The sequence below is a fragment of the Gloeocapsa sp. PCC 7428 genome, assembly GCF_000317555.1.
GTDB lineage: Bacteria > Cyanobacteriota > Cyanobacteriia > Cyanobacteriales > Chroococcidiopsidaceae > Chroogloeocystis.
In genome coordinates this window covers 5,074,415-5,086,876 of record NC_019745.1, presented here as the reverse complement: position 1 = coordinate 5,086,876, position 12,462 = coordinate 5,074,415, and the positions used below count along the sequence as shown (strand labels likewise).

11 protein-coding genes are annotated in these 12,462 nt (G+C 41.2%); 7 read left to right on the top strand and 4 right to left on the bottom strand.

The window, feature by feature from the left end:
- Positions 1 to 89 precede the first annotated feature (89 nt).
- Both GLO7428_RS22420 and GLO7428_RS22415 read left to right on the top strand, forming a co-directional pair.
- Positions 90 to 767: a response regulator transcription factor gene (locus GLO7428_RS22420; RefSeq protein WP_015190876.1), complete on the top strand. Its 678-nt coding sequence runs from the start codon at positions 90 to 92 to the stop codon at positions 765 to 767.
- Positions 768 to 771: 4 nt separating this feature from the next.
- Positions 772 to 2,040 carry a cell wall metabolism sensor histidine kinase WalK gene (locus GLO7428_RS22415; RefSeq protein ID WP_041918730.1) on the top strand — a complete coding sequence of 423 codons (1,269 nt, stop codon included), beginning with the start codon at positions 772 to 774 and terminating at the stop codon, positions 2,038 to 2,040.
- Here GLO7428_RS22415 and GLO7428_RS26990 read toward each other — a convergent pair.
- The 4 genes from GLO7428_RS26990 to GLO7428_RS22395 form a co-directional block, all read right to left on the bottom strand.
- Positions 2,026 to 2,331, bottom strand: coding sequence for a Mo-dependent nitrogenase C-terminal domain-containing protein (locus GLO7428_RS26990; RefSeq protein WP_255348402.1), 306 nt, complete (start codon positions 2,329 to 2,331; stop codon positions 2,026 to 2,028). The two genes, GLO7428_RS22415 and GLO7428_RS26990, sit on opposite strands and share 15 nt — an antisense overlap.
- A gap of 139 nt (positions 2,332 to 2,470) precedes the next feature.
- Positions 2,471 to 3,538 carry a bestrophin family protein gene (locus tag GLO7428_RS22405; RefSeq protein WP_015190873.1) on the bottom strand — a complete coding sequence of 356 codons (1,068 nt, stop codon included), beginning with the start codon at positions 3,536 to 3,538 and terminating at the stop codon, positions 2,471 to 2,473.
- Positions 3,539 to 3,645: 107 nt separating this feature from the next.
- Positions 3,646 to 4,902: a proton extrusion protein PcxA gene (locus tag GLO7428_RS22400; protein WP_015190872.1), complete on the bottom strand. Its 1,257-nt coding sequence runs from the start codon at positions 4,900 to 4,902 to the stop codon at positions 3,646 to 3,648.
- Positions 4,903 to 5,451: 549 nt separating this feature from the next.
- Positions 5,452 to 6,144 carry a carbonate dehydratase gene (locus GLO7428_RS22395; RefSeq protein WP_015190871.1) on the bottom strand — a complete coding sequence of 231 codons (693 nt, stop codon included), beginning with the start codon at positions 6,142 to 6,144 and terminating at the stop codon, positions 5,452 to 5,454.
- Positions 6,145 to 6,723: 579 nt separating this feature from the next.
- Between GLO7428_RS22395 and GLO7428_RS22390 the strand changes: the two genes are divergently transcribed.
- The 5 genes from GLO7428_RS22390 to GLO7428_RS22375 all read left to right on the top strand — a co-directional run bounded on the left by GLO7428_RS22390 (position 6,724) and on the right by GLO7428_RS22375 (position 12,382).
- Complete coding sequence (locus GLO7428_RS22390) at positions 6,724 to 7,713, top strand: helix-turn-helix transcriptional regulator (RefSeq protein ID WP_015190870.1); 990 nt, start codon at positions 6,724 to 6,726, stop codon at positions 7,711 to 7,713.
- A gap of 137 nt (positions 7,714 to 7,850) precedes the next feature.
- Entirely contained in the window at positions 7,851 to 7,991 is a 141-nt protein-coding gene (locus tag GLO7428_RS28055; protein ID WP_196797415.1) for a hypothetical protein, read from the top strand.
- Between the two features lie 13 nt (positions 7,992 to 8,004).
- Positions 8,005 to 8,595 (top strand): Uma2 family endonuclease, encoded by a 591-nt coding sequence (locus GLO7428_RS22385; protein WP_015190869.1) that lies wholly within the window; start codon positions 8,005 to 8,007, stop codon positions 8,593 to 8,595.
- 133 nt (positions 8,596 to 8,728) lie between these two features.
- Positions 8,729 to 11,326 (top strand): TonB-dependent siderophore receptor, encoded by a 2,598-nt coding sequence (locus GLO7428_RS22380; protein ID WP_015190868.1) that lies wholly within the window; start codon positions 8,729 to 8,731, stop codon positions 11,324 to 11,326.
- A gap of 84 nt (positions 11,327 to 11,410) precedes the next feature.
- A complete protein-coding gene (locus GLO7428_RS22375; RefSeq protein ID WP_015190867.1) occupies positions 11,411 to 12,382 on the top strand; it encodes an ABC transporter substrate-binding protein in 972 nt (323 codons plus the stop codon).
- Positions 12,383 to 12,462 lie beyond the last annotated feature (80 nt).

The window sequence follows — 12,462 nt, the reverse complement described above, 5'->3', positions numbered from 1 at the left end:
TTTGCTATTTAGTGCCGTTGCTGCTACAAAATCATTAGCTACATTACTATTTTTTACATTAAAGCTGAGGCTCAAGGTAATTATTTAGCATGAGAATTTTATTAGTTGAAGATGACGAGCGTATTGCAGATTCGCTTGCCGAAGCTCTCACTGACCAACATTATGTTGTTGATATCGCGGCTGACGGTCAAATGGGCTGGGATTTTGTTAAATCGTTTACATACAATCTGCTCGTCCTCGATCTCATGCTACCCAAAATAGATGGGGTCAGTTTGTGTCAACAACTACGCATACAGGGCTATTCGATGCCCATATTGATGTTAACGGCACGCGATACGACACTCGATCAAGTAAGAGGGCTAGATGCAGGTGCTGATGACTATGTACTTAAGCCTTATAAACTGCAAGAATTAATGGCGCGCATTCGTGCTTTACTGCGGCGAGGTACTGCAACTTTGCCTCCTGCTTTAGAGTGGGAAGGTTTATGTCTTGACTCGAATACTTGCGAAGTTACCTATAAGCAACAACCGTTGCAAATTACGCCAAAAGAGTACCGCCTTTTAGAACTTTTCTTACGTCAAGGTAGTAGTGTACTCAACCGCAATGCGATATTAGAGAATCTTTGGTCTTTTGAAGAACCACCGAGTGAGGATACAGTTAAGGCGCACATTAAGCGTCTGCGACAGAAATTGAAAGGAGTAGGAGCGCCTGATGATCTTATTGAAACAGTTTACGGGTTGGGTTATCGACTCAAATCGAACCCCTAAACAAATGTTTCAATACCTGCGGTGTCGCCTTTTGCTATCGTACTTGACAGTGATGGCAGCCGTACTTGGAACATCAAGTATAGCAGTGTACGTATTTGTGACTCGCAGTCACGAGCAACACTTAAACAATCAGCTACTCACTCTAGCGCAAGCTGCTGTACCGAGTTTGAAAGACGTTAAAACCGAAGGGCTACAAAGTATTAATCAAGATTTACCCTGGCGCGAACTATTTAAACGCGATCAGAGTTTGGAATGGTTTGATGCAAATGGGAAAATTTTGGCGCGAAAAGGTAAGCTATTTTCTACTTTACCTTTGAGACGAACTGATCAAATTATTCAACAGCAAGGGCAAATTCGGACACTGACGATCGCAGTTTACTCAGATAGTCACAGTTCAGTCGTCGCAAATAACTTGCAACACTTAGAGTTAGAAGGCTATATTCGTGCCAGTGAATCGACGAAAGAAACAGAAATTGCGATCGCGCGTTTGATTGTCGGTTTAGGTCTCGGTAAAGCAATTGCGCTGATTTTTATTGCGATTGGTGCAGTTTGGCTAACGCAGCAAGCTTTAGAACCAATCGAAAAAAGCTTTCAGCGACTCAAAGAATTTACGGCGGATGCTTCGCACGAACTCCGCAATCCTTTAACGGCGATTAGCACTGCAATTGAAGTTATGCAAAGTCACCCAGAACGAATTCATCCGAGTGATGCTAAAAAGTTAGTTGCGATCGCAAGTGCTACTGAGCAGCTTATCAGCTTATCAGAAGATTTGCTGTTTTTAGCGCGTACAGATGCAGCTGTCGCGCCACCTGCGGGTTGGAAACATCTCTATTTGAATGAAATTTTGTACAATACCATAGAGCTATTCAAACCATGCGCACGGGAAAAAGGCATTACGCTCAAGTTGCAATTCATTCCTAGCATATTGGTTAACGGCGAACCTACACAACTCAAGCGACTGTTTGCAAATTTAATAGATAATGCGATTAAATATACAATTACAGGGGGCAGCGTTATCATTTCTATGGTGCAACAAAAGCGATGCATTGTTGTTCGTGTAGAAGATGATGGGATCGGAATTGCGCCTGAGTATTTACCGTTTGTCTTTCAACGCTTTTGGCGGGCAGATAAAGCGCGATCGCCTAAAACCAAGGGATTAGGATTAGGACTTGCGATCGCTCAAACAATTGCGCATCAACATGGCGGTAAAATTACTGTCAGTAGTACCCTCGGTGAGGGTAGTTGTTTTCAAGTTTATCTACCGATTGCTTAGAGTGCAATACTGAGTAATATCTTCACCGCATTCATCAGCTAAATAAGATAATGCTCTAAAGCGTAAACTCATGAGTTCTTCGTATAGAGGATTCAACTTGCATAACGGAGGAATGTGAAGATTGTACGTAAAAATTTTTATATTGCGCTCAAAAGGACAGTGCGCAGGAATAAACTTACATAGGTGATGTGCGAAATTCGCATTTTGAATTGTGATGTGATTTAACCACTGTCTTATTACTTGCAGAACATATAAACTCTGGATAGAAGTAGAAATTTGTAATCTAAAAATGCTGAGAAATGTTATTAGTAGAGTGACTTCTGCATATTTTGTCCAAGAAATCTTTATTTTGGTTTGAGTATTCATTAATTTGTGTCCTTCAAATCTATTTCTTAATAGCAGGAAGTAGTAGCATGAGTTTTATTAAAAGTTAAGCCACTCTTCTCAACTTTTCATAGGTAGGACGGCGGCTAGGAGAAAGCGTAATCAAATCCTCGACATTACGCAGCATAGTATTACAAATAAAATCTAAAGGTAAGTCATTAGGATCGTGTCCAAACGGTTCTTCAATTTCTGCACCAATTTCATCGATTCCTAGTAAAATGGAGCTAATAAAAACCAAAATTGGACCAGTCCACCAAGTTAAACCTGCAACAATTTCTAAAGGTAATAGCAGAAAATACAGGATTAACAAGGTTTTGAGAACGATAGTATAAATTAAGGGGACGGGTGTCTTTAAAATTCGTTCGCAACCGCCTAAGATGTCTACCATGTCATCGAGTAATTCATGTAAGGCTGTGAGTTGAAAAACATTTAAGAATTGACGTTCATATTGTAGTTGAAGATAATCTCCAATCCAAAAAGCAATTTCTAGTGGTGGATGATTAATTTCTTGTAGCTGGTGATACTGTGAGGATGTCATTAATGTTGCTAATTCAAAATTGACAGGATCTCTACGTAGGTGTAATTTCATTGCTACTGAGAACGCTACAACTAATCGTAATGTAGCTGCTTTATCTTCGCGATCTTGGGGTTCTTTCTCGTCAACAACTATCCAAATACCTCGCGCTAAGTTACGCACAGTATTAACCATAGCACCCCAAAGTTTACGTCCTTCCCAAAAGCGATCGTGCGCTGTATTCGTCCGAAAAACTAACAATAAGCTCAGCACGATATTCAAAATCAAAACAACATTTGGGATGACTTTGTTATCGCGAAAAACTGATAAATATCCGAAATGATTAGTCAACGCAATTAAAAATCCATATCCTCCGCACAACAGTACCCACGGTAGAATTCCTGGAATAACTGAACTTGCAAGACGCGATACAACTTGATTCCAACGTAATTTTTTGCCAGTGTAGATACGAAATTTCTCTTGAAATGATCTTAAAGAAACACTTTTGTGATGTAGAGGAGATTTCCGAAAGCGAGATTTTACAACTTCTTGCTTCCTAGCGTGTTTGTGCGAACGAAATTTGTTTATTGGAAATACCATGTTTAACCTCGGCTATGTTTTGGAAAGATGGGCTGATTGCATAAACCACAAAGACACATAGACGCCCGTAGGGCGGCTTCTCGTAGAGTAGGGCATAAAGTGTAGATTTATTCATTCATGTTTCTTAGTGTGGCGACTGCGGAAGGAGAAATTCTACTGAGATATCTAAAAATCCAGTACTTAAAAATGGTGTCTAAAATAACTGGAAATGTCGCAATGAAGAGGAAGATTGCACTTCTATTTGCTGCAATGCCTAAGTGACTACTAATTCCTTCTAAGATAACTTCCCAACCATGTGGTGAGTGAAAACCTACAAAGATATCTGTGAACAAAATAATAATGAAAGCTTTGGCACTATCGCTCAGTCCATAGACAATTTCATCCATAAAAGACTTTAAAGCAATAATCTGCTTTTTGCTTATTAATAGTACAAAAATAAAAGCAGTAACTGCGATTAGATCGGCAAATACGTTGCTAATTGCACTATTACTTTTTTGATGGTATTCTTGTGCAAGCTCAGTTGCTTTTTCTTTAACTTCTTGTTCGATAACTTCAGGCGCAAGTGCAGGAGATGTGGTAATTAAGTTATTAAATCTTAAGCCTTCTTCAAAGCTTTGAAGTTCGCGCATTGCTTCTTCTTTCATCTCATAGTTAAGAAAAACTTGAGATTGAGTAACTCTAAAATGTTCAACAATGGGGCTGATCAAGAGATGTTTTGATACTTGCTGTGTTACTAGAGGTACAGCTATGAGGATGACAAGAAATTTGACAGCAATAAGGGTTTTAGTTCTTGAAGTACGAAATTGTTGCAGAACTTCGGCTTCGGCTTGAGGGTTGAAGTCTTTTTTAATGCGATTAATGGTTCTCCCAATTGATCTAGGTACGGCTCCAGTTTTATCAGCAACACTTTCAGTACGAACATTTACGGTAGATGGGTAAGCGCGATCGCTACCATTTTTTATCGTAGTTTTAGTCGTGTCTACCAAAGTTGAAGAGATATCTGTAGGTGCATACCTTGTCAGTACTTCATCAACTATTTTTACTTGAGACAAATGATGAGAAGTTAAATTGCCAAGAACAAACGAACTTGCTTTAAACTCTGTAAGCCTCAGCTTAGCAATATTTAGATTCTTATCTAGATTGGCGTGCAAACAAGAGGTTACATAAGGAGTGTGTTTCCGAGATGTAGTTTCAATCTTTTCTCCACTGTAATACTCTTGTTCAAGTTCTTTAATCTTTAGTACGGCTTTGTAAGCTTGTTCTAATGCACGTTCTGGAGTATTCAAAAATCTTCGATGCATATTGTGCAAATGCACTTTGACATTTGCCAGCAAATAACCTTGATTATTAGGAATCGATGTCATGGTGTATTTCCTGCTAGTGAGATATAGATAAGATGAGCGATCGCCCTCAGCTAATAGCTACAGTTAATTCACTGAGCTAACTTAAAACTGAAAGAAAACACCAATGACAAAACTGTGATGCGGTTAGTTTTTATCGACGACGATGCTTAGATGTCACCGTGATTTTTCTTTGCGACCGCTATGTTCCTTTTGTGGACAGTAGCTTTAAATGTGTTAGAATTGTTGTGGCAGAAATACTACGAGTATGTAAGCTATCAGCAGCAGCTTGAGTTGTAATTATGGCACCCGCAGGAATATATTGCGTATCACGAATAATCGCGCCAGCCAGCGATTAAGACTTAATGAAATCCTCTTTATTCGCTGTAATTAATTTAATGCGTGATACCATAATTGCGACTTTCTACATAATAAAATGACAAGTAGTCTAGGACTCTACACATGAGGTAAACAACCAATTGCCAGTTACCTAGCTATTAAAGTTGAGTTGCTTGTGGTTTGCCTTTCTCATACCTGCAATGTGTAAGTCCCAGTTTTACAAGAAGTGTTTTTCTAGGCTGCTCTTAAATGTATGAGCATATCTTGTTCTTGATAGCCTTGAGCTAGCTGCGTATTTACATGAACTACAGCGTTGTTTAAACTTTTGAGCGGGTAGTCATTACTGATGTAAGGCAAATTATCCGCAGCTTCTTGGGTGGTAATTAAAGCGCCAGCAGGAACATATCTACCATCAGAAATACTGACACCCATAACTAACGCTTTAGGTTCAATGACACAATTATTGCCGACAGTCGCGCGAAATACTAAAGCTTGCATCCCAACAAAAGTGTCAAAACCAATACTTGCAGGACCATGAACTTGGCATTGATGCGCGAGTGAAACGCGATCGCTAATATATACTCCATAATACGCACCTTCAACTTCAACAACTGCCTCGCGTACTAATTCTCCATTCACATGAGTTTCTAACGCATGGAGAACTACGCAATCTTGCACATTTACATCATCACCTACCCAAATCGGTTGTCCTTCATCGCCTCTTACAGATGCTGCTGGCGCTACCATCACTCGCTTACCCAAATGAACATTCCCAATCACGGCGGCTAAGGGATGGATGTATGCAGTGGAATGAATCTCTGGAATTGTTTCTTGTTCGTTGAACGATGCGCGGACATTAGCATGAATATGCGTGTTGTTAGTGATGTTGCTGGCGCGATCGCTTTTCATGAGAACAATATTATTCATTGGAATTGCCTCTTTTTGTTTGCTATTTGCTACTTGGGAACTTCTTGGTTATGTATCTTCCGTCGAAGTTCTCTTTGCTTTGGATAGATTAATTCAGTGAAAGTAACAAAAGCGGGACAAAAAAGTGGCAAAGTAGGGACATTTTATATTTATGATTAACTTTATTGATGTTTTTTCAGCTATAGCAATCCTATTGGATTTGTGAAAATTATTTTATAACGTAGACGCGGAGCGGTGAGCAGCGCGTTGGGCGGCTCTGCCGACTTGAAGCGACTGCGAACCCGAAGGGCATGCCGCAGGCTACCGCAGAGACACAGAGGAGTTACTCCCGTGCCGGGGTTCACCCCGTTGAGGGAAGTGGCGTGACGCACAGAGAAGAATAAGGAGAGATTCTCATGCATGATTTAGAACTGCTATATATCGAGATCATGAAATAGTATTTTTGTCAACTCTTTTCAATGTTTCTCTCTAGCAGTTATCGTCGCACATCTGCATACACCGTCGAACTTCTTGCTTTTTCGAGGGCAAACTACAATAATGAGACTAATTCTCATTAAATTCTAAAATTTTCTCGTCTCCATGAGCCTCAACCTAACTTCCCAGCAGGTAGATGAAATTTGGATGGAAGTTGAACAGCAGTGTCCACCTGTAGAGTCTGTTGATCGTGTGGAAACTATATATACAATGCCTTCCCTCCTGGGCAGTGGCTATGGGCGGGAGATAGAACTGTATCCAGGCTTGGAACTGCGTATTTTCAACGAAACCTACCGTGACTTATTGATACAAGTTTCTGAAGATGAGCATCCAGTGCAGTTTAAGGTGTATTTGTCAGGAGTGGAAGACAGTGGCGATTTTCTATTGCTCAACACAGAACAAAGCTATATAGGTGGTAGCGGTATTCAGCGCAGCATAAAGGTATTTACGCCCCAGTCGCAGCCCTTAATTGGAGTTGATATTCATATGCAACCGCACTGGCTGCGGCAGTTTTTTGCTGCACCAACGGGAGAACTGCCCGTAGAACTGCAACCTTTAGTACGGGGTGATGATTGGCAACAGGTATTTTCACCAAAGACGACAAAAGCGATGCAATTAGTAGTACAGCAAATCGTTAATTGCCCGTTTTGGGGAGCAACTAAACGGCTCTATTTGCAAAGCAAAGTGTTAGAGTTGATGGCACTGCAACTTAATGGTATCCTGGGCAACGATATTACTTCTCCATCGCCATCGCTCAAGCCAGATACCATTGCTCGAATTTATCATGCAGCCGGAATTTTGCGATCGCACTTAGAGCAACCCCCTTCACAAACAGAACTAGCACAGAAAGTTGGAGTAAGTGATCGTACCCTACGTCGAGGTTTTCATGCCCTATTCGGCACAACAGTTTGTGGATATTTAACTGAACAACGGCTAAATCAGGCAGAGCAGCTTTTACGCCACACTAACTTAACGGTTGCCGAAGTCGCACATCGCATCGGATACAGCAATCAGGGACACTTTGCAGCCGCCTTCAAACGTAAATTTGGCATTACTCCTAAACAGTGTGCGATGGGTAAAAAACCGGTGTACTAGGATTTGTTACGATTTCAGTAGTTTAAAACACAGTTGTGTTCAATAGTGGAGGCTCCTGATGATACACCCCACCGCCTACGGCACCTCCCCTTACTAAGGGGATGTTAGGAGGGGTTCTCATCTCTAGCTTGTAAAGGGTGAATTGGTCTAACCTTTGTCTGCGGGGAAATGGACAATATGAAGATACGGTTTACATAGGTGATACGCCAATTAAATCGACAATAGTTCCTGGTTTTGACCTTAGTGCTACCCAGATTTTGGCATTTGGACAACTATAGGAGGTTCGCAAGCATGACGCAAACTGCAACTGGTTCCAAACTGCTCACAATGGAAGAATACCTCGCTTATGATGACGGCACAGATACCCGCTACGAGCTTGTGGATGGAGAATTGGTAGAAATGCCTCCAGCGAGCCAGGTAAATGCCAGCATTGCCAAGTTTTTGTTGTTTGAGTTAGCGAAACATTTAGCGATCGCACTGCTTGCTTTCAAAGATACTGAGATTGAAGTGACTGGACGGCGAGCAAGATGCCGATTACCCGATCTAATTGTACATTCAGAAGAATCACGCGCTGCTTTGGTAGGAGCAAAAAGGTCAACAATAACACGAGATATGCCACCGCCTGCCATAGTAATTGAGGTAGTCTCACCAGGAGAGGAGAATCGCAACCGTGACTATCGCTACAAACACACCGAATATGCAGCACGAGGAATTGCCGAATACTGGATTATTGACCCAGAAATGCAGCAAGTTACTTTATGTCTGTGGGTAAATGGACAATATGAAGATACGGTTTACACAGGTGATACGCCAATCAAATCAACAGTAGTTCCTAGTTTTGACCTCAGTGCTACCCAGATTTTGGCGTTTGGACAAAATTAATTGACTAAAAATGTCCGGTTTCGGATCAAAGTCCGAATTTGAGTAGACGCAACCCGCTCAAGTTTCTTACACTGCTTCCCATTCCAATTAAAAAGATTTGGCAATAAGGTTTTTTGGGTGTGAGGCAATTAAGATGCGCGTGTGGTTTGCGGATTCAGTGCGTTTAGTATTAATGATGGCGTTATCGGGAAGTTTGCTTGGTGCGTTGGCGTTACCAGTCGCCGCACAGGATGAAGAATCATTAGTTAATCGTCTTTCGTCCTTAGAGCAATTGCACAACCGAATCGCTATTCCTCAACGAAGTGAATTCGAGCAGCCTGCAACAACTGTTAAAGAGTGGATTGCTCAAATAGAAGCGTCGTTAGTGCAAATTACTGGGGTGCGGGTGGAGGCAACCGCGACAGGCGTTGAGATTGTTTTGGAAACCGCAAGTGGCTCCCTAGAAGTCCCAACAACTCGCGTAGTAGGTAATGCCTTGATTGCTGATATTCCGAATGCGGTGCTAGCACAGGGTGATTTCTCGCAGGCAAACCCAATTGCTGAAATTGCGTTAGTAAGTGTGACAAGTTTACCAAATAACCAAGTGCAGGTGACAATTACGGGAACTGATGCGCCGCCTGTCGTTGAAGTGACAACAGAAGCACAAGGGTTAATACTGGCAGTAACACCGAATGCTGGGACAGCAGAGGACGATGCAATTGAAATTATTGTAACAGGAGAGCAGGACGAGGGATACAACCCGTCGAGTGCTTCGACCGCGACACGGACGGATACACCCTTAAGAGACATTCCGCAATCAATTCAAGTTGTGCCGCGTCAAGTGCTGGCAGATCGTAACGTGCAAGATCTGAATCAAGCGGTGGAAACGGTCAGTGGAGTAATTTATGGTGGAGGACAGTCTGGTGCGCCTGCGGGGAGCAGAATCATCAGAGGATTTAATCAAGCGTTTGATGGTGGCGCTGCAAATTTCCGAAACGGCTTTCGAGATTCTGTTTACACCGATCTCACAGGAATTGGCACAGTCGAGCAAGTGGAAGTCCTCAAAGGTCCGGCATCAGTTTTATTTGGAGCACTAGAACCTGGTGGAATTGTCAATACTGTCACCAAACAACCTCTAAGTGAACCTTACTATAAGATTGCATTTGAAGCGGGGAACTATGGTTTTCTTCAACCTAGCATCGATTTCTCAGGACCCCTAGATACCAACAAGAATGTTCTCTACCGATTTATTGCTAGCTATCAAACTTCAGATTCTTATCAACCATTTGTCGATCTAAACTTAACTACAATTGCACCTTCACTCACTTTTAAATTGGGAGATCGAACAAAGCTAGATCTTTACTATGAGTATGTTCATTTCTTTGCAAATCCCTTTATCCCACAAAGTTTGATTTTCAATGATGGCGATCTGGTACGTCGTGACTTGTACACAGGCTATCCCGATCTTGACCTGTTCGATACTACGACTCAAAGGCTAGGCTACACGCTAAATCACAAATTCAGTGACAACTGGCAGCTTCGTAATAATCTTGCTGCAATTTGGACTGACACGAGAGAGAAGCGAGCTTTTCCTCTCAGCTTAGTAGATGACCGTTTTCTGGAGCTTTTTGGAGGGGATGCTAATGGGAATGATACGGAAAACTATTTTGGGCAGATCGATCTACTGGGAGATTTTGATACAGGAACCATTTCACATCAACTTCTAGTAGGTTTTGATTTTAATTACTTCTTCAATCCTTTTAGATATTTTGCCTATTCAACAGGTTCACCGCCAGACTTTGCCGTTACCAATCTACCGCGTTTGGATCTTCGCAATCCAGACTATAGTATTTCGCCACCTGAACTCGTCCCATTTATTTCGTCAAACCGAAGGATTACATCTTATGGAGTCTATCTTCAAGATCAAATTGCTTTTAGTGAGGACTTAAAATTGCTAGTTGGCGGTCGATATGATTGGGTGTCCAATGAAAATGAACAACTTCTGAATGAGATTGACAAATCAGTACAAAACGATGGTGCCTTTAGTCCTCGAATTGGATTAGTATACCAACCCAGCGACACAGTTTCTCTATATGCTAGCTATAGTCGATCCTTTAGCCCTACCGTGGGATTTAGTGCAGATGGTGAAGCATTCGAGCCAGGTAGAGGAACGCAGTATGAAGTTGGTGTCAGAGCCGAATTTCTAGATAGCAGACTTTCTACCAACCTGGCAGCCTATCATCTTACTCGAACAAATGTTACAACTTCTGATCCTGGTATTCCCTTCGCCTCCGTCCAGACTGGAGAACAACGCAGCCAAGGAATTGAATTGGATGTTGGAGGTGAAATTTTACCTGGTTGGAATGTGATTGCTTCCTATGCTTACACTGATGCAATCGTTACCGAAGACAACGTCATTCCTGAAGGGAATCGCTTGAGAAATGTGCCAGAAAATCAAGCTAGCCTTTGGACAACCTATACCATTCAGGAGGGTACTTTAGAGGGATTAGGATTTGGTTTAGGGCTGTTCTATATCGGTGAGCGACAAGGCGATCTCGATAACTCATTTCAACTTGGTGACTACTTGCGAACTGATGCAGCGCTTTTCTACCGGAGAGGTCGTTTCAACGCAGCGATTAATATTCGTAATTTATTTGATATAGACTATGTTGCTTTCCCAGTCGCAGGACGAAGTAATGTTTGGAGAGGTGAGCCTTTTACTATCACTGGCTCTATCGGTTATGAGTTTTAAATCACAACTTATCATAGTTAGCGGCTTCTTTATACGATGCTTTTAAACAGTGTGACTTTGCGAGTAGTCTAAAGAGCTACAGAAATGAAAATACAAATGTATCGATTGATTAAGCTATTTCTTTTAGTGATTTTTTCATTTCTTTCGTTCACAGCTTGTCACCAGTCAGGTTCTCAAAATGTTGGAGTTTCATCAACACCTTCTGAGTGTCGAGTTGTTCAACACAAACTTGGTGAAGCCTGTATTCCGATTAATCCAAAGCGCATTGTTTTACTAGAGGATAGATTCATGCCCGATGCTCTGCTCTCTCTTGGAATTAAACCAATAGGTATAACCTTTAGTAGTTATGAGGGAAAGCAAATGCATTTTGGATTATCTAATGAGGAAATTGCAGAAATTGAGATAGTTGGCGATAGAGATCAACCATCTCTAGAAAAAATACTGACCCTTAAGCCAGACCTAATTTTGTCGTCTTTTGAATATGTCAAACAAACTTACAGTCAATTATCAGGAATTGCGCCTACTGTAATAGTAGAAATTGATGAATTAAGAATTTCTATTAAAGACAACTTTCGAGCCATTGCTAAGGTACTAGAAAAAGAAAAGAAAGCAGAAGAAGTTCTCGCTCAATATCAAAAGCGAGTAGAAGAATTACGAGAACGCATAGGCGATCAACTGCAAGATATAGAAGTTTCTTTTATTGTTCATTATGCAAGTTATGGGGCATTGTACGAGAAGCCGGCAAGTTCTGCGCCTTTCTTTCAGGTACTGAATGATGTTGGTATAAATATCAAACCTATATTTCTCAAGGAAAATAAGTGGACTAACTTTAGTGTTGAAGTAATAAATAAATACGATGCTGATATTCTATTTATTCTCAACCCTGATAACAAACCATTATCTTATTTTTTACAAAACCCTTTCATATCTTCACTAAAAGCAGCCAAAGCTCAACGACTTTATGCAGTCGATCCAACTATATGGATGCCTTATGGTCCCTTAGGAATGAATAAGTTGCTGGATGAACTTCCTCAGTATTTGCTAGAAGGTACATAGAATTACTATTTTTTTATTCTTAAGGAGAACCAACTAGCAAAGCAAAAAACACTTGTTTGCGAAGCTAACTTGTTAAGGGC

Excerpts from the sequence above, each read along its gene's own strand:
- GLO7428_RS22420 (WP_015190876.1), top strand. The coding sequence starts at position 90 with ATGAGAATTTTATTAGTTGAAGATGACGAGCGTATTGCAGATTCGCTT.
- GLO7428_RS22415 (WP_041918730.1), top strand. The coding sequence starts at position 772 with ATGTTTCAATACCTGCGGTGTCGCCTTTTGCTATCGTACTTGACAGTG.
- GLO7428_RS22405 (WP_015190873.1), bottom strand. The coding sequence starts at position 3,538 with ATGGTATTTCCAATAAACAAATTTCGTTCGCACAAACACGCTAGGAAG.
- GLO7428_RS22400 (WP_015190872.1), bottom strand. The coding sequence starts at position 4,902 with ATGACATCGATTCCTAATAATCAAGGTTATTTGCTGGCAAATGTCAAA.
- GLO7428_RS22395 (WP_015190871.1), bottom strand. The coding sequence starts at position 6,144 with ATGAATAATATTGTTCTCATGAAAAGCGATCGCGCCAGCAACATCACT.
- GLO7428_RS22390 (WP_015190870.1), top strand. The coding sequence starts at position 6,724 with ATGAGCCTCAACCTAACTTCCCAGCAGGTAGATGAAATTTGGATGGAA.
- GLO7428_RS22385 (WP_015190869.1), top strand. The coding sequence starts at position 8,005 with ATGACGCAAACTGCAACTGGTTCCAAACTGCTCACAATGGAAGAATAC.
- GLO7428_RS22380 (WP_015190868.1), top strand. The coding sequence starts at position 8,729 with ATGCGCGTGTGGTTTGCGGATTCAGTGCGTTTAGTATTAATGATGGCG.
- GLO7428_RS22375 (WP_015190867.1), top strand. The coding sequence starts at position 11,411 with ATGAAAATACAAATGTATCGATTGATTAAGCTATTTCTTTTAGTGATT.